15 protein-coding genes are annotated in these 25,879 nt (G+C 69.6%); 9 read left to right on the top strand and 6 right to left on the bottom strand.

What is annotated here, in order from left to right; all coding sequences use genetic code 11:
* Positions 1 to 25: 25 nt before the first annotated feature.
* The 4 genes from AC07OX_RS17540 to ppc all read right to left on the bottom strand — a co-directional run bounded on the left by AC07OX_RS17540 (position 26) and on the right by ppc (position 12,063).
* Positions 26 to 568, bottom strand: a complete 543-nt coding sequence (locus tag AC07OX_RS17540; protein WP_159273181.1) for a hypothetical protein — start codon at positions 566 to 568, stop codon at positions 26 to 28.
* 35 nt (positions 569 to 603) lie between these two features.
* On the bottom strand, positions 604 to 8,835 hold the full coding sequence (locus tag AC07OX_RS17545; RefSeq protein WP_495261040.1) for a glycoside hydrolase family 94 protein: 8,232 nt from the start codon (positions 8,833 to 8,835) through the stop codon (positions 604 to 606).
* The gene (locus AC07OX_RS17550) at positions 8,832 to 9,050 is read right to left on the bottom strand and encodes a hypothetical protein (RefSeq protein WP_062474298.1); all 219 of its coding nucleotides are present in this window, start codon (positions 9,048 to 9,050) and stop codon (positions 8,832 to 8,834) included. The genes AC07OX_RS17545 and AC07OX_RS17550 overlap by 4 nt, the downstream gene beginning before the upstream one ends.
* Positions 9,051 to 9,216: 166 nt before the next feature.
* Positions 9,217 to 12,063 (bottom strand): phosphoenolpyruvate carboxylase, encoded by a 2,847-nt coding sequence (gene ppc, locus AC07OX_RS17555; protein WP_495261039.1) that lies wholly within the window; start codon positions 12,061 to 12,063, stop codon positions 9,217 to 9,219.
* Positions 12,064 to 12,169: 106 nt separating this feature from the next.
* Here ppc and hemC point away from each other — a divergent pair, with 106 nt between their 5' ends.
* From hemC to AC07OX_RS17575, 4 genes are read left to right on the top strand one after another with little or no spacing between them, the layout of a single operon-like run.
* The gene (hemC, locus tag AC07OX_RS17560; protein ID WP_495261038.1) at positions 12,170 to 13,075 is read left to right on the top strand and encodes a hydroxymethylbilane synthase; all 906 of its coding nucleotides are present in this window, start codon (positions 12,170 to 12,172) and stop codon (positions 13,073 to 13,075) included.
* A gap of 19 nt (positions 13,076 to 13,094) precedes the next feature.
* A complete protein-coding gene (locus AC07OX_RS17565) occupies positions 13,095 to 13,865 on the top strand; it encodes a uroporphyrinogen-III synthase (RefSeq protein WP_495261037.1) in 771 nt (256 codons plus the stop codon).
* Positions 13,862 to 14,956 carry a uroporphyrinogen-III C-methyltransferase gene (locus AC07OX_RS17570; protein WP_062482753.1) on the top strand — a complete coding sequence of 365 codons (1,095 nt, stop codon included), beginning with the start codon at positions 13,862 to 13,864 and terminating at the stop codon, positions 14,954 to 14,956. The genes AC07OX_RS17565 and AC07OX_RS17570 overlap by 4 nt, the downstream gene beginning before the upstream one ends.
* Before the next feature lie 7 nt (positions 14,957 to 14,963).
* Positions 14,964 to 16,250: a heme biosynthesis protein HemY gene (locus AC07OX_RS17575; RefSeq protein WP_062482750.1), complete on the top strand. Its 1,287-nt coding sequence runs from the start codon at positions 14,964 to 14,966 to the stop codon at positions 16,248 to 16,250.
* A gap of 22 nt (positions 16,251 to 16,272) precedes the next feature.
* Here the strand turns inward: AC07OX_RS17575 and AC07OX_RS17580 are convergent, their stop codons facing one another.
* Positions 16,273 to 17,841 (bottom strand): MFS transporter, encoded by a 1,569-nt coding sequence (locus AC07OX_RS17580; RefSeq protein ID WP_495261036.1) that lies wholly within the window; start codon positions 17,839 to 17,841, stop codon positions 16,273 to 16,275.
* Between the two features lie 111 nt (positions 17,842 to 17,952).
* On the opposite strand from AC07OX_RS17580, the gene AC07OX_RS17585 reads away from it, so the two are divergent.
* Complete coding sequence (locus AC07OX_RS17585; protein ID WP_495261035.1) at positions 17,953 to 18,831, top strand: LysR family transcriptional regulator; 879 nt, start codon at positions 17,953 to 17,955, stop codon at positions 18,829 to 18,831.
* A 61-nt stretch (positions 18,832 to 18,892) separates the two neighbouring features.
* Here the strand turns inward: AC07OX_RS17585 and AC07OX_RS17590 are convergent, their stop codons facing one another.
* Complete coding sequence (locus tag AC07OX_RS17590; protein WP_495261034.1) at positions 18,893 to 22,123, bottom strand: Rne/Rng family ribonuclease; 3,231 nt, start codon at positions 22,121 to 22,123, stop codon at positions 18,893 to 18,895.
* A gap of 548 nt (positions 22,124 to 22,671) precedes the next feature.
* Here AC07OX_RS17590 and AC07OX_RS17595 point away from each other — a divergent pair.
* The 4 genes from AC07OX_RS17595 to AC07OX_RS17610 are packed head-to-tail and all read left to right on the top strand — an operon-like array spanning position 22,672 to position 25,869.
* The gene (locus AC07OX_RS17595; protein WP_159273189.1) at positions 22,672 to 23,772 is read left to right on the top strand and encodes an RluA family pseudouridine synthase; all 1,101 of its coding nucleotides are present in this window, start codon (positions 22,672 to 22,674) and stop codon (positions 23,770 to 23,772) included.
* On the top strand, positions 23,765 to 24,448 hold the full coding sequence (locus AC07OX_RS17600; protein WP_495261033.1) for an HAD family hydrolase: 684 nt from the start codon (positions 23,765 to 23,767) through the stop codon (positions 24,446 to 24,448). Before AC07OX_RS17595 ends, AC07OX_RS17600 begins: the two co-directional genes overlap by 8 nt.
* 10 nt (positions 24,449 to 24,458) lie before the next feature.
* Positions 24,459 to 24,827 carry a Rieske (2Fe-2S) protein gene (locus tag AC07OX_RS17605; RefSeq protein WP_495261032.1) on the top strand — a complete coding sequence of 123 codons (369 nt, stop codon included), beginning with the start codon at positions 24,459 to 24,461 and terminating at the stop codon, positions 24,825 to 24,827.
* Between the two features lies 1 nt (position 24,828).
* Positions 24,829 to 25,869, top strand: coding sequence for a S49 family peptidase (locus AC07OX_RS17610; protein WP_095949576.1), 1,041 nt, complete (start codon positions 24,829 to 24,831; stop codon positions 25,867 to 25,869).
* Positions 25,870 to 25,879: the final 10 nt, after the last annotated feature.

The following is a 25,879-nucleotide window of genomic DNA, read 5'->3' on the forward strand; positions in this document are numbered from 1 at the left end:
TCACCGTCTTTTTGAGTTGCCGAGATTAAGTGTGGGCAGGGCGCAACTGCAGCGCCTGTCCATCGGCCACGAACGATTCGTCGACCAGCACGCGGAAGGCCGTGCCCTGCACGAACTTCGGCTGCGCAACGGCCGGCGAGAGAAATTCGATGTCGAGCGCGACCGGCGTGCCGCGCGCGAGCGAGGTGCCCTGCGGCACGCGCCAGCGCGCCGAGAAGCCTTCGGTGTCGAGCACCAGCGCGCCGCGGTATTCGCCGGGGCCCAGCGGCACGTCCTGCGCCGGCACCGAGGGGCGGCGGAAGGTGAGTTCCACGGCCAGGTGTGGCGTGAACTCGGGCAGCGCGTCGAAGCCTGCGGGCGGCGCCTGCTTCGGCGTGCGGCGCGGCAGCTTGCCGATGAGCCACCCGATCACGTTGCCGATGATCGGCACCCACAGCACCATCAGCAGCGTGGCGATGTCGCGCGTGGTGGTGCCGGGCGCCGCGTAGTGCCGCACGATGCCGCCGCCCACGGCCACGCACAGGAGGATCAGGACGATGACGCGTCGGCGGAACTGGATTTTGGTCATGAATGCGCGGGGTGAAAGCGGGTCCGGACCATAACCTACGCCGTCATCTGCCCCTTGCCTGCCGCTTGAGCGACCCGCAGCACCGCATCCGCCGGCAGCGCCTGCCAGTCGATCCATTCGCCCACCGCCACGTGGTGCGTCGGCGCGGCGGCGCCTTCGACGGTGCCCCACTGCAGCGTGAGCCGGTGCTGGCCGAGCCGCAGCGCGAGCTCGAAGCCCGGCCAGTGCGCGGGCACATGCGGCGTCATCGACAACTGCCTGCCCTTCACGGTCAGGCCCAGCAAGGTCTCGACGGCCGCGCGGTGCAGCCACGCGGCCGAGCCGGTGTACCAGCTCCAGCCGCCCCGGCCCACATACGGCGCGGCGCCGTAGACGTCGCCCGCCATCACATAGGGCTCCAGCTCGTAGACCGGGCCGCGCGCGGGGTGCTGCGAACGGTGGGCCGGACTCAGGCCTTCGAAGCTTTGCCACGCCGCTTCATGGTCGCCCTGCAGCGCCTGCGCCATCAGCGCCCACACGGCGCCGTGCGAGTACTGGCCGCCGTTCTCGCGCACGCCCGGCGGGTAGGCCTGGATGTAGCCCGGGTTGGGGGTCGATTGGGAAAACGGCGGCGCCAGCAGCCGCAGCAGGCCGGCCGGTTCGTCGTGCAGGTGCTTGCCGATGGCGGCCATGGCCGGACCGGTGTGGGCTGCGTCCGATGCGCCCGACAGCACCGACCAGGCCTGTGCGATCAGGTCGATGCGGCACTCGCTGTTGATCGACGAGCCCAGCGGCGCGCCGTTGTCGAAGAAGGCGCGGCGGAACCAGGCGCCGTCCCAGCCGGCATCGTGCAGCGCGGCGATCCAGCCCGTGCGCGCTTCGGTCCAGCGCGCGGCGCGTTCGTGTTCGCCGCGCGCTTGCGCGAGCGGCGCGAAGCGCTCGACCACGCTGCACAAAAACCACGCGAGCCACACCGATTCGCCGCGGCCCTCGTGGCCGACGCGGTTCATGCCGTCGTTCCAGTCGCCGGTGCCTATCAGCGGCAGGCCGTGCACGCCGGTCTTCAGGCTGCGGTCGATGGCGCGCGCGCCATGGTCGAACACGGTGGCCATGCGGCCGCTGTTCTGCGGCGCGTAGTAGGCGTCTTCGGCGCCCTCGGGAATGCCGGGGCCTTCGATGAAGCCGACCATTTCGTCGAGCAGCGAGGCATCGCCCGTCACCTCGACGTAGTGCGCCGACGCGTACGGCAGCCACAGCAGGTCGTCCGAGAAATGCGTGCGCACGCCGGCGCCGCCGGGCATGTGCCACCAGTGCTGCACGTCGCCTTCAGGGAACTGGCGCGCCGCGTTCACGAGGATCTGCGCGCGCAGGCGCGGCGGGTCGGTGAGCGCGAAGGCCATCGCGTCCTGCAGTTGGTCGCGAAAGCCGAAGGCACCGCCGGCCTGGTAGAAGCCGGCCTTCGACCAGAGCCGGCAGGCCAGCGTCTGGTACACGAGCCAGCGGTTGACCAGTGCGTCGAACAGCGGGTCGGGCGTGCGCACCTGCAGGCGGCCCAGCAGCTCGTCCCAGAAGTCGCGCACCTGCGCCAGCGCCTCCGGCACGTCGCGCTGCCGCCAGCGGTGCGCAAGCTCGAGCGCCGCGTCGGCATTGCCCGCGTGGCCCAGCACGAAGCTGAAGCGCGCGGTTTCGCCCGCCGCCACGACGAACTCACCGCCAATCGCCGCGCAGGCGTCGAGCCCGCTGCCGGCACGCCTGGCCAGCGTGTCGGGCACTTCGACGATGCCGCGGCCGGCGAAGAACTCGCTGCGGTCGCAGGTCCATTGCGTGGCCCCGGTCGTCGCGCCTTGCAGGCCTGCGAGCAGCAGGAAAGCCGCGCTGCCGCCGAAGCCCGCGCTCGATTCGCGCTGCTGGCCGAACACGGCCGGCTGGTCTTCGGGCTTCCAGCAATGCACGGTGCGCCGTTCGCCGCGCGCGGCGCCCAGTTGCCACTCGACCATCGCGAGCGCGCGCAGGCGGCGCTGGCCGGCGCCTTCGTTGCGCACGCGCACGTGCACCAGCTTGACGGCCTCGTCGCGGTCCGCGAAGAAGGTGGTTTCGAGTGCGAGGTCGCCCTGGCGGCACTCGAAGACGGTGTAGCCCTGGCCGTGCCGCACGCGGTGGCGGGTGGCGCTATCGCCGCCATTGCCACCGCCGGCAGGCGTGAGCGGCAGCATCTCGCGCGTCGCGACGTCCTGCAGCAGGTAGTGCTCGAAGGCCGGGTCCTGCACCGGGTCGTTCGACCACGGCGTGACCTGGTGCATGCGGCTGTTGCCGGCCCAGGTGTAGCCGGTGCCCCATTCGGACACCTGGAAGCCGAAGGTGGCGTTGGCGATCACGTTGATCCACGGGCGCGGCGTGCGGCGGTCGGGGCCGACCTCGAAGCGGAACTCGCCGCTCTCGGCATCGAAGTCGCCGGTGGGGGCCGTGTGGGGCGGCGAGGTTGCCTGCCGCGTCAACAGCGGCGTGCGGTGCTGCACCGGTGCGCTGCTGTCGTCCGCAATCGTCGGGCTGCGTGCCTCATGCAACGCAGCCACCTGCACTTCGAGTGCGCGGCCGTCGGCCGTGAACACCACGCGCGCCAGGCTGGAGAGCGCGGCCTTTTCCGAAGGCACCACGTCCTGGTCGCGCAAGAGGTAGAAGCCGGCGGTGTCGTTGCGCGGAAAGCTGTTCTGCGTCTGCTGCGCGACGCGCGTGCGCAGCATCTCGATCTCGCGCTGCAGCGGCATGAGGTACGAGTTCGGTTCGCTGTTGAGCACCACCAGGTCGCAGGCCACGCCGCCGAAGCCCCACCACGGCTGCGCGCGCAGCAGCGTGTTGATCAGGCCCATGCCGTTCATCGAGTGGATGTAGACCAGCACGATGGGCTTGTCGCCCGAGATGCCGAAGCGCCAGATCTGGCGCAGGTCGATCAGCCCGCGGTCGCTCATCACGCGCGGCGTGGTGTAGGTGAGGATGGTCGTCAGGTCCTGCAGCGCCAGGTTCTGCGCGGGCGCGATGCTCAGGTCGCGCAGCCGCACCTGCGCCAGCGTGGCGGCCATGCGGGTGGCGCGCTCCACGTGCATGGGCTGCAGGTAGCGGTCGATGCAGGGCATCAGCGCCTCGATGCTCTCGTCGGCGGCGGTGGCGAAGCTCAGGCGCGCGGTGGTGCCCGGCGCGATCGACAGGCGCACGCGCAGGCAGGCGATGGGGTCCAGGCCGTTCACCTGCTTGCCTTGGGCCGTGAGCGGTTGCGGGTCGAGCGCGGGGTCGGCCAGCGTGCGGTTGCGGCCGATGAAGGCGCGCCGGTCGGTCATGCAGTCGATCGACAGCACGTTGGCATCGACCGAGGCCACAAAGTGCACCGCGGCCACCACCGCATCGCCATGCAGGCGCGGCTTGCGCGACAGCAGCAGCGCGCGCCATGCCGGTTCCCAACGCGATTCGACGAACAGGTTGGCAAAGGCCGGATGCGCCTCGTCGGCCTTGGGGTTCGACAGCACGGGCTCGAAGTACGAGACGAGTTCGAGCGTGCGCGTTTCGTCGCCCGAGTTGTGCAGCGTGATGTTGCGCAGTTCGGTGTCGTCCTCGGGGCTGATGAGCACCGTGGTGCGCACCTGCAGGCCGGGGCCGGTCGCATCGAACTGCACCTGGTCGGCCAGGAAGCGGGTGCGGTAGTGCCAGTCGCCACCGGGGGCGGGCAGGGCGGTGAGCGAGGTGAGCTCGCTTTGCCCTCCGTCTTTTCCGATATCGCGCACGTAGAAGAAGGTGCCGTAGCTGTCGCGCAGCGGATCGTCGCGCCAGCGCGTCACGTTGAACGAGCGCCAGCGGCTCACGCCCGCGCCGTTGGCCCGCAGCGCCACCGTGTAGCGGCCGTTCGACAGCAGGTGCGTGGGCTGGAAGCCCGGCCCCGTCGGATCGACCAGGCGTGGCTGGAACAGCGGCGCCAGCTCGGCCTGGCTGGGCTCGGGCGGCGTGCGCGGGTCGGCGCTGCCGATGATCTGGCGCGGCGTGCGCTCGTGCAGCAGCGACTCGTGCGCCTGCACCAGCGCGGCGCTGCCGAACCAGCGGCGCGGCGCGTCGTCGCGCAGCACGTTGCACAGCGCCACCAGCGACATGCCCTGGTGGTGCGCCATGAAGTTCCGTACCACGGTGAAGTCCTGGCCCTCGGCCTGGCGCGAGGTGGTGAAGTCGATCGCGTCGTGAAAACCGAATTCGCCGCGCGCACCGAGCGATTCGAGCAGTTCGAGATTGATGACGGCCGCTTCGGGCGCGAACGGCGCAGCCATCAGGCTGGCGTAGGGCGCCACGACGCGGTCGGTCGGCGGCGTGCGCCGCAGCGCCAGGCGCGGCACGCCGAAGGGCGAATACTGGTACGCCAGCGAATGGTCTTGCGCGAAGTAGGCCGACTCGGACACGCCCCAGGGCATGTTCTGTGCACGGCCGAAGGCCTGCTGCTCGGCGATGGCCGCGGCGTTGGCCACCTGCAGCAGGCCGTCGGTGGGCTCGGTCATCACGAGCGCCGGCATGAGGTACTCGAACATCGAGCCCGACCACGACTTCAGGCTGGGCTGGAAGCCCACCAGCAGGAACGGCCGGCCCAGCGCCATCCAGTGGCGGCGCGGCACGTCGCCCTTCGCAATCGCCAGGAAGCTCAACAGGCGCGACTCGGAGGCCAGCAGGTCGTAGTAGCTCGCGTCGAGCACGTTCTCCTCGACGCGCAGGCCGATGTGGAACAGGTGGCGCTTGGCGTCGTAGAGGCCACTGAAGTCCATGCCGTCGTGCAGTGCGTCGCAGCGTCGGGCCAGTGCTTCCAGCGCGGGGGCTTCATGACTCTGGCAGCTTTCTTCCGCCGCGAAGGCGCGGCAGGCCTGTGCCACGGCCACGAGGTGGCCCGCGAAGTTGCCGCTGTCCACGCTCGACACATAGTCCGGCGGCAACGGTTTGAGTGTCTGCGTGTCGTACCAGTTGAACAGGTGGCCGTTGTGCTTCTGCATGCGGTCGACGGTGTCGAGCGTGGCCGTGAGGCGCGCCAGCAGGGCTTGTGTGTCGATCCAGCCGAACTCGCGCGCACAGCAGGTGGCCAACAGGTACATGCCGATGTTGGTCGGCGAGGTGCGGTGCGCGAGGGTCGGCTGCGGCTCGAGCTGCAGGTTGTCGGGCGGCAGGTGGTGGTCGTCCGGGCCGACCACGTGCTCGAAGAAGCGCCAGGTGTCGTGCGCGAGCGTCTCGAGGTAGCTGCGTTGTGCGGGCGCGAGCGGGTCTTCGGCGTGTGCGTCGACACGGCTGCCCCACCAGGCCGCAATGGGCGCCAGCGACCACAGCACGAAGAGCAGGGGCCCGAGCACGGGGTAGGCGCTCCAGTTCGCGAGGAGAGCCAGCACCAGGCACACCGCGCTGCTCAGGGCCGCGCTGCGCACGAAGGGCTTCAGGCGCTGGCTCGATTGCGCCTGCGCCTGGTCGGCCGTCGTCCACTGCAGCAGGTGCCTGCGGCTCACGACCAGCCGCCAGGTGGCGAGGAAGGCCGCGTCGAGCAGCAGGCGCGTCTGCGCCGCCAGCTGCACGAACTGCCAGGCCGCACCGGCCAGGGCGCGCAGCAGCTCGACCGCGCCCGCGTCGAAGAAGTGGCGCAGCTCGATGGCGCGGCGTGTCGGCACCAGGCCGGCCAGCGCGCCCAGCAGCGGGCCCAGCGTGAGCGCCGCACCGACGGCGGCCAGCGCCCAGCCCAGCGGCATGGCCTGCGTGAAGATCACCAGCACCAGCAGCGCGAAAGACGCCGGCACCACCAGCGACCGGCGCAGGTTGTCGCTCATCTTCCACAGGCCGAGCGCGTCGATGCCGAAACGGCGCGCGCGCCACATCAGCGGCAGCAGCTGCCAGTCGCCGCGCACCCAGCGGTGCACGCGCGAGGCGGACACGCCGGCATGGTGCGGATGGTCTTCGACCAGCACCACGTCACTGACCATCGCGCAGCGCGCGACGCTGCCTTCGAGCAGGTCGTGGCTCAGCACGGCGCTGTCGGGCAGGCGGTCGTTCAGCGTGGCGTGCACCGCGCGCACGTTGAGCAAGCCCTTGCCGGTGAAGGAGCCGCTGCCGAACACGTCCTGGTAGATGTCGGAGGCGCCGCTGCCGTAGGGGTCGAGCCCGCACTGCCCGGCGAACACCCAGTGGAAGAAGGAGCGCTCGCTGCGCATCGGGAACGGCGTGACGATGCGCGGCTGAAGAATGCCGAAGCCCGCGACCACGCGCCGGCTCGGCATGTCGATCTCGGGCGCGTTCAGCGGATGCGCGGCAATGGACACGAGGTCGCGCAGCGCGCCGGGCGGCAGGCCGGTGTCGCTGTCGAGCGTCAGCACATAGGGCGTGCGGCCGGGCGCGAGCTGCTGACCCGGTGCGAGCGGCAGAAAGCCGCTGGCGTCGCCGCTGGCCAGCAGGCGCATCAGCATTTCGAGCTTGCCGCGCTTGCGTTCCCAGCCCATCCAGCGCTGCTCGGTCTCGCTCCAGCTGCGCGGACGGTGCAGCAGCAGGAAGCGCGGCGCCGTGCCTTCGGCCGGCGGGTACTTGGCGTTGAGCGCGGCGATGCGTTGCTGGGCGTCATCGAGCAAGGGCCCGTCGTCGGGCATCGATGCTTGCGACGCGTCGGCCCAGTCGGTCAGCAGCGCGAACTGTGCGTGCGCCTCGCGGTTGGCGAGCCAGTGCAGTTCGAGCCGGTGCGCGAGCCTGGCGTTGTTCGCGGTCGAGCCCAGCATCGTGGGCATGACGACGAGCGCGCGGTGCCGCTCGGGAATGCCGTTCGCAAAATCGAGGCGTGGCAGGGCCTGCACGCGCACCGACTCCGCCATGATGCGTTGCGCCAGCGCGATCAGCGCTTCGGACAGCGGCCACGCGAGCAGCAGCAACGCCGCGACGGTGGTCCAGTCGCCGCGATGCGGCAGGCTGTGCAGCACGGCGGCCAGCAGCAGCGCAGTGCCGAGGGCGACGGACCCCACGTAGACGGGCAGGCGCCAGCCGCGATGGCTGCGCGCGGGCCGCGTGCTCGCAGTGCGTGCGGCTTGGCCCGGCGCTGCGTTCGCCTGCAGCGATGCGATCAGCGCGGGCCGGCCCTGGCCAAAGAGGTAGTAGCCGGCGGTGCCGTCGGCGCGGTCGGTCTCGGCACCGGCTTCGTCGGCCGGCGCGCCCGATGCCAGCGTGACCACGGCCTGCGCCACTTCGCGCTCGGGCCGTTCGGTGCTGCGCGCCACCTGCTCCATCGCATGCGTGATCTGCTGGCGCGTGAGTTCGCTCTCGTTCGCGAAGCTCGGCAGTTCGCGCAGCACGCGCAGCGAGCGGCTCACCGGCTCGATGAGGTCGCTCCATTCGACCTGGCCGATCATGCGCAAGGTCGTGATGATGTTGCCGACCGTGAGGTTGGCCGCGGCCTGCGCGTTCTGCGCGTCGCCGATCAGTGCCGGGCCGTTGGGGCAGTGCTGCTCGGTCCAGCGCACCAGCGCGGGCATGTCGTCGCCGTGCTCGACGGGCAGGCGCTGCCACAGCTGCGTGAGGTAGCTGTCCTGCAGGCCGTGGCTCTGCAGTGCGCGGTAGAGCACGTCGAGGTCTTGCACCGAGAGGTGCGGCGCCGCGTCCCAGGCCGCATGCGCGATCTCGCGCGCGACCTTGTTCTCGGCGATGCGCTCGGCCACGCGGCGCAGGTTTTCGAGCAGCACCACGCGCAGGGTGGTGGGCAGCGCCCACAGCTCGCCGAGCATGAGCTCGTCGATGTCCTGGTAGGCGTTGAGGAAGGCAGTGAACAGCGTCTTGTTGAGCACGCTGTCGGTGTGCGCCACATAGGCCCACGCAATGCCGTACACGCGCGGCAGCCCCGCCAGCGGCGGCGTGACGAGCTTGGGCAGGCGCGCGTAGTAGCTGCGCGGCACGCCGTCATGGATCTGCTGGAGCTGCGCCTCGACGAGGTGGAAGTTGTCGAGCAGCCATTCCGCCGCCGGCGACACATAGCGCCCGCTCAGCGAGATCAGCGCGATGTAGTCGAAGGCGGCGCGCAGCGACTCGAGGTTCTCGTCGACCCGCGGAAAGAAGGGCGCGCCTTCGCGCGCGCGGTGGTGTGCGTCTTCCACCACCTGGGCACGGGCCAGGCTGTGGCCGTGCTGTTCGAAACGTTGGGCACCGAAGAGTTCGGCGCGAATCGGGAGGGCTACCGGGTCGTGCGGACCGAGCAGAAGGGTCCGGGCGTAGTGACTGAGCCCTTGGAGGCGGTCGACGACGGCAGCGGCGCTCAAGTGACCGCGAACAGGCCGATGCCCAGAACCACGGCCACGCAGGCCATCGTGACAATGCGGCCCGCAGCGAGCGCGCGCACACGTTGCATGTGGCTTCGCAGCGAGAACCATCGCCCGTGGGCACGCGCACAGTGGTGCATGTGGGAAGCCAGGGCCTCGAAATCGCTGCCGACGAAATCGATCTGAGAATGGGAAAGGGACTGCGGGACGGACATTGCAACGGGCTCCTGTGAAACGACTTCGAGCTGCCGCGCGATTGCGAGAACTGTGAACGTGTCCCGACCGTACCCTTTTAAATGACCTTACAGGTACCTCATTGCCGACAGCGCACGTAGGAAAGGGCGCACAAGGCGCCCTTTGTCCATGGAGGCTGTGTGCCGGTCAGCCCGTGTTGCGCAGCCCCGCCGCCACCCCGTTGATCGAGATGTGGATGCCGCGCTGCAGCCGCTCGCCGCCGTCGCCCGCGCGGTAGCGCCGCATCAGTTCGACCTGCAGGTGGTGCAGCGGGTCGATGTAGGGGAAGCGGTGGCGCACCGAGCGCTGCATCTCGGCATTGCCCTCGAGCCGCTGCTTGGCACCCGTGATGAGCGTGAGCGCGTCCGAGGTGCGTTGCCATTCGGCCTCGATCATCGAGAACACCTTCTGGCGCAGCTTGCGGTCGGTGACCAGCTCGGCATAGCGCGAGGCCAGCGCGAGGTCGCTCTTGGCCAGCACCATGTCCATGTTCGACAGCAGCGTGCGAAAGAACGGCCACTGCACGTACATGCGCTGCAGCAGCGCCTGACGTTCCTTCTTGCCCGCGGCGGTGCCGGCGGCGGCCAGGAACTGCTCCACGCCTGAGCCGAAGCCGAACCAGCCCGGCAGCGTGAGGCGGCACTGGCCCCAGCTGAAGCTCCACGGCACGGCGCGCAGGTCGTCGATCTTGTGGCTCGGGTTGCGCGAGGCGGGGCGCGAGCCGATGTTGAGCTCGGCGATCTCGCGGATCGGCGTCGAGCCGAAGAAGTAGTCGCCGAAGCCAGGGGTCTCGTACACCAGCTTGCGGTACGCGGCCATGCTCGCGGTCGAGAGTTCGCCCGCGGCCGAGAGGAAGTTCGCCGGCGCCGACTTGCCCTGCGGCAGCAGCGTGGCTTCGAGCGTGGCGGCCACCAGCGTCTCGAGGTTGCGCCGGCCGATCTCGCGGTTGGCGTACTTCGAGCCGATCACTTCGCCCTGCTCGGTGAGGCGGATCTGGCCGCGCACCGTGCCCGGAGGCTGCGCCAGGATGGCCTGGTAGCTCGGGCCGCCGCCGCGTCCCACCGTGCCGCCGCGGCCATGGAACATGCGCAGGCGGATGGGGTTCTTTTTCTTCTTGTTCAGCTCGTCGAACAGCGACACCAGCGCGATGCCCGCGCGGTACAGCTCCCAGTTGCTGGTGAAGATGCCGCCGTCCTTGTTGCTGTCGGAGTAGCCCAGCATCACGTCCTGCTCGGCGCCCGAGCGTTCGATGAGCGCCTGGATGTTCGGCAGCGCGTAGAAGGCACGCACGATGGGCGCGGCATTGCGCAGGTCTTCGATGGTTTCGAACAGCGGCACCACGATCAGGTCGCAGGTCGCGTTGCTGTCCATCGCGCCGCGCAGCAGGCCCACTTCCTTCTGCAGCAGCAGCGCTTCGAGCAGGTCGCTCACCGTTTCGGTGTGGCTGATGATGTAGTGGCGGATGGCGGCCGCGCCGTAGCGCGCACGCGCGGTGCGCGCGGCCGCGAAGATGGCCAACTCGCTTCGGGCGAGCGGCGAGTAGTCGGCGTCGGGCACGCGCAGCGGGCGCGCGTCGTCGAGCAGCTTGAGCAGCAGCGTCTGCTTGGCCTCTTCGGCCAGCGACGCATACGACGGCTCGATGCGTGCGGTGGCCAGCAGCTCGGCGATCACGGCCTCGTGCTTGTCGGAGCTCTGGCGCAGGTCGACCGTGGCCAGGTGGAAGCCGAACACTTCTACCGCGCGGATCAGCGGGCGCAGGCGCGGCGCCGCGAGCACGGTGCCGTGCTTCTCGACCAGCGACTCTTCGATGGTGCGCAGCTCGGCCAGGAACTCCTCGGCATTCGCATACGGGTTCTGCGGCGCGACCGCGTGGCGCGCGGCTTCGCCGCCGCTGAGTTCGCGCAGCGTGGCCGCCAGGCGCGCGTACACGCCGGTGAGGGCGCGGCGGTAGGGCTCGTCCTTGCGGTGCTCATTGGTGTCGGGCGAACGTTCGGCCAATGCCTGCATCTCGACCGACACGTCGACCAGCGTGGCCGACAGCGACAGCTCGCCGCCCAGGTAGTGCACCTCGGTGAGGTAGTGGCGCAGCGCGAGTTCCGACTGGCGGCTCAGCGCGTACTCGAGCGTCTCGGCCGTGACGTTGGGGTTGCCGTCGCGGTCGCCGCCGATCCACTGGCCCATGCGCAGGAAGGGCGCGACCGAGGGCGTCTGTCCGCCTTGCACCAGCGCCTTCTCGAGGTCGGCGTACACGCGCGGGATTTCGCGCAGGAAGGTGGCTTCGTAGTAGCTCAGCGCGTTCTCGATCTCGTCGGCCACGGTGAGCTTGGAGAAACGCAGGATGCGCGTCTGCCAGATCTGCGTGACGCGGATGCGCACCTGGGTTTCGTTGTCGGCCAGCTCGATGGGCGAGAGCGCGTCTTTTCCGCTCGCGTAGGCGTTCTGGCGCAGCTTGATCTCGTCGCGCGTGGTCAGCAGCAGGGCGATGGCGCGCTCGGCGTCGAGGATGCTCTTGCGCTGCACTTCGGTCGGGTGCGCCGTGAGCACGGGCGACACGTAGCTGTGGGCCAGCGAGGCGACGATCTCGTCGGGCTTGATGCCGGCCTTGCGGATGCGGGCCAGGGCGGTCTGCAGGTCGCCGTCGGCCTGCACGCCTTCGCGCTCGGCCTCGGTGCGGCGGCGGATCTGGTGGCGGTCTTCGGCCAGGTTGGCCAGGTGGCTGAAGTAGGTGAAGGCGCGGATCACGCGCACCGTTTCGGCGGCGCTCAGGCCCTTGAGCAGATTTTTCAGCGCGCGGTCGGCGGCGTGGTCGGCGTCGCGCCGGAACGACACCGACAGGGTGCGGATCTTCTCGACCAGCGCGTAGGTTTCGTCGCCCTCCTGCTCCCGGATCACGTCGCCGAGGATTCGGCCCAACAGCCGGATGTCGTCGATCAATGGCTGGTCTTCGGTCTGGCGGCGCTTGGCGGGAGATGCAGGAGTCTTGCTGGCTTTCATTCGATGTTGTTCCTGGGGACTTGAATGGACGCGCCGCCTCCGTTGCTGCGGCGCAACATGCTAGCATTCCAGAGGTCAGAAACCATGTACTTTTTTGGGAGCGATCTTGAGCAACATCGTGATCGCCACGCGCGAAAGCCGGCTGGCCCTGTGGCAGGCCGAACACGTGCAAACGCTTTTGCAAGAACGAGGCCACAGCGTCAGCCTGCTGGGCATGACCACCCGTGGTGACCAGATCCTGGACCGCACGCTGAGCAAGGTCGGCGGCAAGGGCCTCTTCGTCAAGGAACTCGAAGCCGCGCTCGAAGACGGGCGCGCCGACATCGCCGTGCATTCGCTCAAGGATGTGCCGATGGAGCTGCCCGAGGGCTTCGCGCTGGCCTGCGTGCTGGAGCGCGAAGATCCGCGCGACGCGCTGGTGTCGCCGCGCTACGCCTCGCTCGACGCACTGCCGCAGGGCGCGGTGGTCGGCACCTCCAGCCTGCGCCGCGTGGTGCTGCTGCGCGCGCAGCGGCCCGACCTGCGCATCGAACCGTTGCGCGGCAACCTCGACACCCGCCTGCGCAAGCTCGACGAAGGCCACTACGACGCCATCGTGCTCGCGGCGGCCGGGCTCAAGCGGCTGGGCCTCGAAGACCGCATCCGCGTCGCCTTCGACCCCGACACCATGCTGCCCGCCGCAGGGCAGGGCGCCCTCGGCATCGAGGTGCGCGCCGACCGCCAGGACCTCATCGACCTGCTGGCGCCGCTCGCCCACAAGGGCGACTGGCTCTCGACCACCGCCGAGCGCGCCGTGAGCCGCGCGATGGGCGGCAGCTGTTCCATGCCGCTCGCGGCCCATGCGCGCCGCCAGCCCGACGGCACGCTGCGCATCGACGCCGCCTGGGGCGACCCGGAAGGCGATGCGCCGCTGGTGCGTGTGCACGCGCTGGCCGAGGCCGGCGACTTCGCGGGGGCCGATGCCCTCGGCCAGCACGCCGCCGGGCTGCTGCGCAACGCCGGTGCCCACTGATCGCGGTGGGCGCCGAGCGATGCGCGCGGGGCCTGTCATCGTCACGCGGCCGGCGCACGAAGCGGCGGCGTGGGTTCGCGATTTCCAGTCGGCCGGTCTAGAGGCCGTGGCGCTGCCGCTGATCGCCATTGCGCCTGCGCTCGATGTGGAGCCGCTGCGCGCCGCGTGGGCACGGCTCGCGGACTACGCGGCGCTGATGTTCGTGAGCGCCACCGCCGTCGATCACTTCTTCCAGCACCGGGGCAGCTCCACCCTCGCCGGTTGCCGCTTCTGGGCCACCGGCCCCGGCACCGAGCGCGCACTGCTGCGCGCCGGCGTGCCGCCCGCCGCCATCGACGCCCCGCCACCCGGCGCCACGCGCTTCGACTCCGAGGCGCTGTGGGCGCTGGCGCACGGGCAGGTGTCGCCGGGCGTGCGCGTGCTCATCGTGCGCGGTGGCGACGAAGCCGGCCAGCCGGCCGGGCGCCAATGGCTGGCCCGCGAGATCGACGCCGCCGGCGGCGTGCGCGACACCGTCGTCGCCTACCGGCGCCTCGCGCCCGCGCTCGACGAGGCGCAACGCCGCATCGCGACCGAAGCCGCAGGCGGACACGGCATCTGGCTCTTCAGCAGCTCGGAAGCCATCGGCAACCTGCAGCGCGCCATGCCGGGCACCTCGTGGCAGGCCGCGTGCGCCATCGCCACCCATGCACGCATCGGCGAAGCCGCGCAGGCCGCGGGTTTCGGGGCGTTGCGTGTCTGCACACCCCTGCGGGAAGCGCTGATCGCGTCGATAGAATCCTTCGCATGAGCGCCGCGTCCCCGTCCGACGACCTTTCTCCCCCTTCCGCCGCCCCGGTGCAGGTGCCCGCTACGGTGGCGCCGCACCAGACGCCCGCCGCCCAGGCGGCCGCGGCCACCCTGCTGGCACGCATCGGTATGGGCCTCGTGGCCCTCGTGGCGCTGATCGCGCTGCTGTCGACCATCGCGCTGTGGCAGAAGGTCGGCGGCATGAAGGAACAGCTCGCGCGCCAGAGCGCCGAGGCCACCGCCCAGTCCATGGAAGCGCGCACGCTGGCCCGCCAGGCCAGCGACACGGTGCGCGACGCCGCCGCCCGCGTGGCCCTCATCGAGACCCGCGTGGCCGAAGTCGCGCTGCAGCGCTCGCAGCTGGAAGAACTCATTCAAAGCCTCTCGCGTTCGCGCGACGAGAACCTGGTGATCGACATCGAATCCGCCGTGCGCCTCGCGCTGCAGCAAGCACAGGTCACCGGCAGCCTCGAGCCGCTGCTCGCCGCGCTCAAGGCCGGCGACCTGCGCATCGCACGCGCCGCGCAACCGCGGCTCGCGCCCGTGCAGCGCGCCATGCAGCGCGATGCCGACCGCCTGCGCAGCAGCGCCAGCACCGACAGCGCCGAAGCGCTGCAGAAGCTCGACGAACTGGTGCGCAGCGTGGACGACCTGCCCACGCTCAACGCGGTGGCCGTGCGCGGCAACGGCGTCAACGCCTGGCGGCCCGAACCCATTCCGGCCGATGCGCCCTGGTGGCAGCGCGTGCTGCTGACCATCCGCGGCGAGGCCCGCTCGCTGGTGCGCGTGGGTCGCATCGAAAGCCCCGAGGCGGTGCTGCTGGCGCCCGAGCAGTCGTACTTCCTGCGCGAAAACCTCAAGCTCAAGCTGCTCAACGCGCGGCTGTCGCTGTTGTCGCGCCAGATGGACGCCGCGCGCGGCGAACTGGGCCAGGTCACCACATCGCTCAACCGCTATTTCGATCCGGCCTCGCGCCGCACGCAGGCCGCGGCCACGCAGCTGCAGCAACTGCAGCAGCTCGTGCGCAGCACGGAGCCGGTGCGCATCGACGACACGCTGGCCGCGCTGACCACCGCGGCCGCAGGGCGCTGATCCGTTCATGCGCGCCGCAATCTGGCTCCTCGCGCTGTTCGCCGTCGCTGCGGCGGTGGCGCTGTTCGCCGGCAACAACCAGGGCACGATCACCGTGTTCTGGCCGCCGTGGCGGGTCGACCTTTCGCTGAACCTCGTGCTCGTGATCCTGCTGCTGACCTTCGTGCTGTTGCACGTCGCGTTGCGCGCGCTCGCGGCGCTGTTCTCGCTGCCCACGCAGGCGCGCCACTGGCGGCTGCAGCAGAAGGAACGCATGCTGCACTCCGCCTTGCTCGATGCGATGGTGCAACTGATCGCCGGCCGCTTCTCGCGCGCCCGCAAGGCTGCGCAGGCCGCGCTCACGCAGGAAAAGACACTGGCCGCGCTCGGCGCCGAGCTGCCGCAGGCGCAGCAGGTGCGCGTGCTGTCGCACCTGCTGGCCGCCGAAAGCGCGCAGGCCCTGCAGGACAAGGCGGCGCGCGACGCCCACCTGCAGCAGGCCCTCAACGAAAGCGCCGACCGCACCGTGCTCGCGAGCCCCGAAACCCGCGAAGGCGTGCAGCTGCGCGCCGCACGCTGGGCGCTCGACGACCGCGACCCGACGGCCGCGCTCGCACGGCTCGAAGAACTGCCGCAAGGCGCGCAACGTCGCACGCTGGCGCTGCGGCTGCGGCTCAAGGCCGCGCGGCAGGACCGTCGCACGGTCGAAGCACTCGACACCGCGCGCCTGCTGGCCAAGCACCGCGCCTTCTCCGACGCGGCGGCGCAAAGCATCGTGCGTGGTCTCGCGACCGAACTGCTGACCGGCGCGCACGATCCGGCGCAGCTGCTGCGTGCGTGGTCCGAACTCGATTCGGCCGAGCGCCAGATGCCCGAGGTGGCCATCCACGCGGCCCAGCGCATGGTCGCGCTGCGCGGTGACCTGGCACTGGCACGCGGCTGGCTGCTGCCGGCCTGGGAGCGCATGGTGGCGAACCCGCGCGGTCTCGGCGACGGGTTGCGCGTGAAGCTCACGCGCGCGCTCGAAGCGGGGCTCGACTCGGTGGACGCCGACTGGCTCGCGCGCATCGAAAGCGCCCAGCGCAACAACCCGCGCGACGCCAACCTGCAGTACCTCGCCGGCATGGCCTGCATGAAGCGCCAGCTGTGGGGCAAGGCCCAGCAGCTGCTCACGCAGGCCGGGCTCGGTTTGCAGGACCCCGACCTCTACCGGCGTGCCTGGCTCGCGCTGGCCCAGCTGGCCGAGGCGCGCGAAGACCACGCGCAGGCCGCCGACGCGTGGAAGCGCGCGGCGCAGGTCGACAACACCCCCTGAGCGTTGGCTCGGTTCGCCGGCTTCAGGAGCACGCGGATTCCTTTGCGGTCGCCAGGCCTGTTGTTCGTACCGACGGCTTGCCGTTGCCGAAGATCAGCAGGCTGAGGCCGGCCAGCACCCACACCCCGATCCCGCCATAGAGCATTACCCAGCCGAAGCTGTGCACCAGTGCCGCATGCACGGCGGCGCCCGACGGATCGGCCTGTGACAGCACCGGAAAACTCTCGGGCAGCGACGCGAAGCTGCCCGCCGCGACTTTCTCGGCCAGCGCGCGCAGCTGCTCTGCATCGAGCGATGCCGACAGGGCGCTCGTCAAATGCGAGTGAATCCCTTCGAGCAGCAGGAACCCCATCAGCGCAATGTTGATGGCCAGCGTGATCAGCCGCGCGCTCATGTCCATGCCCGAGGCCATGCCCGCGCGGGCACTTGAGACCGAGCCGGTGGTGGTGTTGGTCACGGGCGTGTTCGTCAGCCCCAGCCCGATGCCGGCCAGCAGGCAGCCGGGCAGCAGCGTGAGCCAGCTCGCATGCGCCGCGCCGCTGCCCCAACGCATCGCGATGAAGCCCAGGCCGATCACGAACAGCCCCGCCGGGATGACCACGCCGGGCCGGTAGCGCATCGACAGGCGCTCGGCCAGCGGCGGCAGCACCAGCGTGGGCAGCGTGTAGGCCAGCAGCGCCGAGCCGGCCGTGACGGCGTCGTAGCCCAGGCCGCTCTGGAAGTAGATCGGCAGGTAGATCATGAACGGCCAGAAGCTGAAGTTCATGCCGATGGAGCCGACGATCGAGCCCGAGAAATTGCGGATGCGGAACACCGAGAAGTCGAACATCGGGTGCGGGTTGATCTTTTCCACCCACACGAAGATCGCGAAGCAGGCCAGCGTCGCCACGAGGATGCCCACGGCCACAGGGCTCGCGAACCCGAGGCCCGGCCCTTGCGTGATGAAGTAGGTGAGGCCGAACACCGCCAGCGACAGCGTGACGATGCCCGGCAGGTCGAGCCGCTTCGCATCGGGGTCGCTGGACTCTTCAACGCTGCCCAAGACCAGCGCCAGTGCCACCACGGCCAGCGGCACATGGACCAGGAACACCCATTGCCAGCTCGACAGCGCCACGATCGCGCCGCCGACGATCGGCCCGAAGCCCAGCCCCATGCCGAACACCACGCCCCAGATGGCGAAGGCCTTGCTGCGTTCCTTGCCTTCCTGGAACTGGTGCGAGAGCACCGCGAGCTGGCAGATCAGCATCGCGCCACCGGCCAGGCCCTGCAGGAAGCGGCTGACGATCAGCACCGGCGCGTTGCCCGCGATGCCGCAGGCCAGCGAGGTGGCGCCGAACAGCACCACGCCGACGATCAGCACGCGCTTGCGTCCGTAGCGGTCGGCCAGCGTGCCGGCGGCCATCAGCACCGTGGTGCAGGCGATGGTGTAGGCGTTCATGATCCACTGCATGTCGCTGAAGTCGCCATGCAGTGATTTTTCGAGCGTGGGAAGAATGACCGGCAAGCTGGAGATTTCCAGGCCGAACATCAAGGCAATCAGGCAGACCGCAGACAGGGCGATCCGGTTCTTGCCGGCAGGGGAGAGGGACATCGGACGGTTTCCAAAAAGGCAGAGCGGCCGATTCTGGTGAAACCCTCTTCATGATGGAAATGATTTGATTTCCTAGAATTCATTAGGAAACATCATTGATCAAAACTCGCCATGGACTTCGACCCCACGCTGTTGCGCGCCTTCGTGGCCGTCAAGGAAACCGGCGGCTTCACGCGCGCCGCCGAGCGCCTGCACCTGACCCAGTCGGCCATCAGCCACCAGATCCGCAAGCTCGAGGAGCAGGTGGGCCGGCCGCTGCTGCACCGAACGACGCGCCGCCTCACGGTGACCGAGGACGGTGAAGACTTCCTGCGCTACGCAACGCAGATCCTGGACACGCTCGACGCGATGACGCGGCGCTTTCAGCCCTCGCCGATCTCGGGTGTGGTGCGCTTCGGCGTGCCGGACAACTTCATGGGCGACCGCCTGCCGCCGCTGCTCTCGCAGTTCGCGCGCGGGTTCCCGGCCGTGCGCATGGAGGTCTGCGTGAGCATGCACACCGACTTGCGCGCGGCCATCCGCGCCGGCGAGCTCGACCTCGCGGTCGTGATGTCGCCGCCCGACGTGGTGGAGGGCACCTGCCTGCGGCGCACGCAACTGGTGTGGGCCGCGGCCGAGGCCTTCGAGGCGCCGAAGGGCGCATCGCTGCCGCTGGCCTTCTTTCCGAAGCCGTGCGTCAACCGGCAGGTGGCCGGGTCGGCGCTCGACCTCGTGTCGCTCGACTGGCACGTGGTCTTCACTTCGGCCAGCCCGCAGGGCATTCGCGCGGCGGTGCTGGCAGGGCTGGCGGTGACGGTGCTCACGCGCGAGGAGGTGGAGCCGGGCATGAAGATCGTCGACGGCCGCTACGGCCTGCCGCCGCTGCCGAGCGTGAACTTCTCGCTGATCTGGAGCGAGAACGGCAAGACGCCGTGTGCCTGCCGCTTCGGGCAGCTGATCCTGGAGATGCCGGACCTGCCCGGTGTCGAGGCGCTGCCACCGCAGGCCTGAATTCCGAAGCAAAAAAAACGGCGCCACGAGGGCGCCGTTTTCATTTGCGAGGAGGCAGGGCTCAGAGCGAGCGCTGCTGTTCCTGCGGCTGCTGTTGCTGCTCGAACGGCAGCGACATCGAACCGAGGTCGCGGCGGGTTTCGACCAGCACCAGCGGACCTTCGTCGAGCACGATCACCGGCGGGCGCTCGCGCGGCACGTGCACCGGCTTCGGCTCGGCGGCGATCGCGGCGCGCGCCTGCGCGATGCGCTCGGCATCCGAGTTGACCCACTGCAGGCCCGAGCTTTCGGCGATCTGCGCGAGTTCGTTCAGCGGCAGTTCGAAGGCCTGCACCTTGGGCAGTGCGCGGCCGTTGCCGGCGGGTGCTGCGGCTGCGGGCTTGGCTGCGGCTTCGACCACGATGGGCGCTGCGACGGGTGCCGGTGCGGGCGCGGCGGGGCGCTCGAAGCGCGGCTGCTCTTGCACCTGCGGTGCAGGTTCGCGCACTTCGACCGCGGTGGCCACCACAGCCACGGCAGCGGCTTCCGCCACCAGCGGCAGTTGCTGCTGCGGCTGGCGTTCGGCCTGGCCTTCGGCAGCCACGGCGCCTTCGGCGACCGGTGCGGCGTCTGCGCCGTTGGCTTCGCTGCCACCGTTGCCGGCATCGTCGCGCGGACCGCGTTCGCGGCGGTCACGGCCGTAACGGTCGCGCGAACGGCCGCGGCGCTCTTCACCTTCGCGGCGCGGGGCTTGCTGCTCGTTGCCTTCGTTGTTGCCTTGCTCGGCATCGCCGGCGGCAGCCGATTCGGCCACGCGTGCGTCGCCTTCGTTGGCGGCAGGCGCGTCGTTGCGGCGCTCGCGGCGGCCGTCGTTGCGCTCGCCGCGCGGGCCGCGCGACTCGTCGCCACGGCCGTTGCGGGGCTGGCGCTCGCCGTCGCCGGCGGTGGCTTCATCGCGCGGCTGTTGCTGCTGCGCGTCGCTGTTGCGCTCACCGCGCTCGTTGCGTTCGCCGCCACGTTCACCACGCTCGCCGCGCTCGCCACGTTCACGGCGTTCGCCGCGGGCGCGGGGTGCGCGTTCCGCTGCGGCATTGCCGTTTTCGTCGCCACCGGGTGCCGGTTGCTGTTGCTGCGCGTCGAGGTTCAGGTTGCCGTCGAGCAGGGCTTCGGCCGGCGCGTTGCGGCCTTCGCCACCTTCGCGGCGCTCGCCGCGACCGCCACGGCGTTGTTCGCCGTCGCGCGGGGCGCGTGCTTCACGGGGCTCGCGTTGCTCGCGTGCCGGGTTGGTGCTGTCGTTGCGCTGCTCGGTGTTGCGAGCCTCGCCGCGGCGTTCGCCGCCTTCACGGCGCTCGCCGCCGCGTCCGCCACGGCGGTCGCCGTCGCGTCCACCCGAACGGCCGCCGCCTTCGCCACGGCCTTCGCCGCCGCGTCCGCCGCGGCGCTGTTCGCCGTCGGCGCCGCGCGCACCGCGCGTTTCGCCGTCACGGCCCGGACGACCGCCTTCGCGGCGGGGCTTCGGTGCTTCGACTGGAATGGCGCTGGGGGCCGGTGCCGGTGCGGGCGCCGGCGAGGCGCCGCCGAAGAAGCTCTTGATCCAGGCCATGAAGCCGGTCTGTGCCGGGGCCGGAGCGACCACCGCGGGCGGGGCCACCGGGGCGGGAGCGGGCGCAGCGCGCACCGCTTCGGGCTTGGGCGGCACCACGGGCGCGGGTGCGTCGGGCAGCACGCCCTTGATGACCGGCGTCTGCTTGTTGGTGGGTTCTTGCGAACGGCGCGTGACCGAGGTCGGGTCTTCGATCTCGTCGGCCATCTTGTAGCTGGCTTCGATGTGATCGAGGCGCGGATCGTCGTGCTTCAGGCGCTCGAGCTTGTAGTTCGGCGTTTCGAGCGTCTTGTTGGGCACCATCAGCACGGTGACGCGCTGCTTGAGTTCGATCTTGGCGATTTCGGGGCGCTTCTCGTTCAGCAGGAACGACGCGACTTCCACGGGCACCTGCACATGCACGGCGGCCGTGTTGTCCTTCATGGACTCTTCCTGAATGATGCGCAGGATCTGCAGCGCGCTCGATTCGGTGTCGCGGATGTGGCCCGAGCCGCCGCAACGGGGGCAGGGGATCGACGAACCTTCGGACAGCGCGGGCTTCAGGCGCTGGCGGCTCATTTCCATCAGGCCGAACTTGCTGATCGAACCGAACTGCACGCGGGCGCGGTCTTGCCGGAGCGCGTCGCGCAGGCGGCTTTCGACTTCGCGGCGGTTCTTCGACTCGTCCATGTCGATGAAGTCGATGACGATCAGGCCGCCCAGGTCGCGCAGGCGCATCTGGCGGGCCACTTCGTCGGCGGCTTCGAGGTTGGTGCGGGTGGCGGTTTCTTCGATGTCGCCGCCCTTGATGGCGCGGGCCGAGTTCACGTCCACCGACACCAGTGCTTCGGTGTGGTCGATCACGATGGCGCCGCCCGAAGGCAGCTGCACGGTGCGGGCGTAGGCCGACTCGATCTGGTGCTCGATCTGGAAGCGGCTGAACAGCGCCGCGTCGTCGCGGTAGCGCTTCACGCGGGCGGCATGCTCGGGCATGACGTGCGCCATGAACTGCTGCGCCTGGTCGTAGATGTCGTCGGTGTCGATCAGGATGTCGCCGATGTCGTGATTGAAGTAATCACGGATGGCGCGGATGACGAGCGACGATTCCTGGTAGATCAGGAAAGCGCCCTTGCCGCCCTTGGCCGCGCCGTCGATGGCGGTCCACAGCTTGAGCAGGTAGTTCAGGTCCCACTGGAGTTCGGGCGCCGAGCGGCCGATGCCGGCGGTGCGCGCGATGATGCTCATGCCCTTCGGGTACTCGAGCTGGTCCATCGCCTCCTTGAGCTCGGCGCGGTCGTCGCCCTCGATGCGGCGCGACACGCCACCGCCACGGGGGTTGTTGGGCATCAGCACGACATAGCGGCCGGCCAGCGAGATGAAGGTGGTGAGGGCCGCGCCCTTGTTGCCGCGTTCTTCCTTTTCGACCTGGACGGTGAGTTCCTGGCCTTCACGGATCACGTCCTGGATGCGGGCCTGGCTGGCCGACACGCCTTCGGCGAAGTACTGCTTGGAGATTTCCTTGAACGGCAGGAAGCCGTGGCGGTCTTCGCCGTAGTCGACGAAACAGGCTTCGAGCGACGGCTCGACGCGGGTCACGACCGCTTTGTAGATGTTGCCCTTGCGCTGTTCGCGCCCTTCGATTTCGATTTCGTAGTCGAGCAGTTTCTGCCCGTCGACGATGGCCAGGCGGCGTTCTTCGGCCTGCGTGGCATTGATCAGCATCCGCTTCATGATGCGTTGTCCTTATATGTATCGTTCTACCGGCTCATGACGAGCCAACGATGCACGGACGACGCCCGCGAAACCAGGGAATTGCCGCTTGGCCCCGGATGCTGTGACTGCCGCGCCAGGCGCGAGCAGGCCTCTCGAGCGTCAGCTCAAGAAGACAGCCGGGGTGGGGGCGCGTGGATGGGCGCGAGCCAGATTCGGTGTTGGGTGACTATCTTTTTGACAGCCGATTGCGCAAGGGTGGCGCGCACTGCGGGCGATTCAATGCCTGAGGCGACTGGTCGAAACCAGGTCGACCAGCGCAGGCATATTTGAATCAGCAGCATCAACACAACAAGGGACTCGCTTCGATCCGCCTGCAGCTTGGAAGCTGCAGGCTGGGTATTCCGTATCGGTGTTTCGTGGGTGTCGGCTTGACTTGGGTGCCTGGCCTGCCACTTTGCGCGATTGCGCGGGGTTTGCGGGCTGGACGCCAAAGCGGCATCGACCTCACAGCATGGTCGTCAGTGCTCTAAACTTCTGTCTAATCAAGCACTTACACGACCGCGCTGGTGAAAAACATTATAGGTGCGAAGAAAAGCCCCGCGGGGGCTCCAAATCCCGCGGATCGACCCGCGGGCGCCGACACCGGCACGCCGCACGCCGCCATCCACTTCCTGACCGTCGACGCCGAATCCGCCGGGCAGCGGCTCGACAACTTCCTGTTTCGCCATCTGAAAGGCGTGCCGAAGACGCACGTCTACCGGATCATCCGGTCGGGCGAGGTGCGCATCAACAAGGGCCGCGCCCAGGCCGAGACCCGCATCGAAGACGGTGATCTGGTCCGGATTCCGCCCGTGCGGATCTCGCCACGCGCCGAAGAGGGCGCCACGCCGCCCGCACCGGCGCGCGAGTTTCCGGTGCTGCTCGAAGACGAGGCCGTGCTGGCCATCGACAAGCCCGCCGGGGTCGCGGTGCACGGCGGCAGCGGCGTGAGCTTCGGTGTGATCGAGCAATTGCGCACGGCGCGTCCGGGCGCCAAGTTCCTGGAACTGGTGCACCGGCTCGACCGCGAAACCTCCGGCATCCTGCTGGTCGCCAAGAAGCGCAGCGCACTGGTGGCATTGCAGGACCAGTTTCGCGAGCGTGAAACCGGCAAGACCTACCTCGCGCTGGTCGAAGGCGACTGGCCCGCCAACAAGAAGGTGCTCGACGCGCCGCTCGCCAAGTACCTGCTGCCCGACGGCTCGGGCGCCGGTGCCGGCGAACGCCGCGTGCGCGTGGTCGCCAAGGACCACCCCGACGCCATGCGGGCCGTCACGCTGGTGCGCGTGCTGGCCCGCCTCAGCCTGCCGGGCGACGCCACGCCGCTGTCATTGCTGGCGGTGACCATCAAGACCGGGCGCACCCACCAGATCCGCGTGCACCTGGCCTCGGCCGGGCATCCGATTGCCGGCGACGACAAATATGGCGAGTCCGAGCGCCAGCGCGCCTTGCACAAACTCGGCCTCAAGCGCATGTTCCTGCATGCGTGGCGGCTGCAATTCAACCACCCGGCCAGCGGCGAGCGCATTGCGCTGCAGGCCGGACTGCCACCCGAGCTGCATGCGCTGATGTCGCGCGCGGCGCTCGAGGCGATGGCGCAACACCCCACCCCCACGGCCCATGACTGATTCTTCCGCCAGCTCTGTTCGTTCCCCTCGCTTCGACCTGATCGCCTTCGACTGGGACGGCACGCTCTACGACTCCACCCGCCTGATCGTGCGCTGCATCCAGGCGGCCGTGGTCGATGTCGGCGGCGCCAAGCCCAGCGAGGACGATGCCGCCTGGGTGATCGGCCTGGGCCTGGCCGAGGCGCTCGCGCGCGCGGCACCCGACGTGCCCAAGGAAAAATACCCCGAGCTCGGCGCCCGCTACCGCTACCACTTCCTGCAGCACCAGGACGACCTCGTGCTGTTCGACGGCGTGCTGCCCATGCTCGATGCGCTGCGCGCGCGCGGCCACAAGCTGGCTGTGGCCACGGGCAAGTCGCGCCGCGGCCTCAACGAAGCATTGAAGACGGTGGCGCTGCGCGACCGCTTCGACGCCTCGCGCACCGCCGACGAAACCTTCGGCAAGCCGCACCCGCGCATGCTGCTCGAACTCATGGAAGAGCTCGACGTGCCGGCCGAGCGCACGCTGATGATCGGCGACACCACGCACGACCTGCAGCTGGCGCAGAACGCCGGCTGCGCCAGCGTGGGCGTGGGCTTCGGCGCGCATGCGTCGTCCACCTTCGACGAGTTCAAGCCGCTGTACGTGGCGCAGTCGATCGCCGAGCTGCAGGCCTGGCTGCTCGAGAACGCCTGAGGACGTCGGCATGAGCAACCAGCGCATCCCGCTGTGCAATGCCTCGGACCTGGTCGAGGGCGGCAACGCCGTGCCCTTCGACGTGGTCCACGGCGGCGAAACCTGCCGCGCCTTCGCGGTGCGCTTCGAGGGCCTGCCGCATGCCTACCTCAACCGCTGCAGCCATGTGGCGATGGAGATGGACTTCCAGCCCGACCGCTTCTTCGACGACAGCGGCCAGTGGCTGCTGTGCGCCACCCACGGCGCCGTCTACAAGCCCGACACCGGCGAATGCGCGGGCGGGCCGTGCCGCGGCGGGCTCGTGAAGATCGCGCTGAGCGAAGAAGGCGGCGTGGTGCACTGGCATACTGACTGGAACCTCCAACCTCTTTCCTTCTGACATGACCGATCCGAACCGCAGGGAACCCCAGGGTTTCGAACCGCTGGAGCCGGCCGTCCCCCTCACGACATCCCAAGACAGCCCCCGTACCATGGCCCAAGACCCCACGCAGCGCCCCGGGTGGGAGCGCGCCACGCTCGAGAAACTCGCGTTCGCCTCCCTGAATGAGCAGAAGGCCACGCGCCGCTGGAAGACCTTCGTGCGCCTGGGCTGGCTGGCTTTCTTTGTATTCCTGGCCTGGTTCGCGTTCTCGCGCAGCACGCCCAGCACCGCCAAGACCACGGCCCACACGGCCGTCGTCGAGATCAAGGGCGAGATCGCCAACGGCGGCGACGCCAGCGCCGAGTTCGTGATCGCCGCCATGAAGACGGCCTTCGAGGACGAGGGCGCCAAGGGCGTGGTGCTGCTGATCAACTCGCCCGGCGGCAGCCCGGTGCAGGCCGGCATCATCAACGATGAAATCAAGCGCCTGAAGGCCAAGCACAAGAAGCCGGTCTACGCGGTGGTCGAAGAGACCTGCGCCTCGGCGGCGTACTACATCGCAGCCGCCGCCGACAAGATCTTCGTCGACAAGGCCAGCATCGTCGGCAGCATCGGCGTGCTGATGGACGGCTTCGGCTTCACCGGCGTGATGGAAAAGGTCGGCGTCGAGCGCCGCCTGCTGACGGCCGGTGAAAACAAGGGCTTCCTCGACCCGTTCAGCCCGATGAACGACGCGCAGCGCGCGCATGCCCAGGCGATGCTCAACCAGATCCACACGCAGTTCATCAACGTCGTGAAGACCGGCCGCGGCGACCGCCTCAAGCTCGACACCCCGGGCCTGTTCAGCGGCCTCTTCTGGAGCGGCGAGCAGGCGGTCGAATTCGGCCTGGCCGACCAGCTGGGCAACGTCGACTTCGTGGCACGCGAGGTGATCAAGGCCGAGGAAGTCATCGACTACACGCGCCGCGACAACGTGGCCGAGAAGCTGGCCAAGAAGTTCGGCGCCGCCATGGGTGCGGCCTCGGTGAGTGCGCTGAAGACTTCGCCGGCGCTGCGCTGAGCGCGGCTTT

This window comes from Variovorax sp. GW821-FHT09D07 (genome assembly GCF_059416345.1).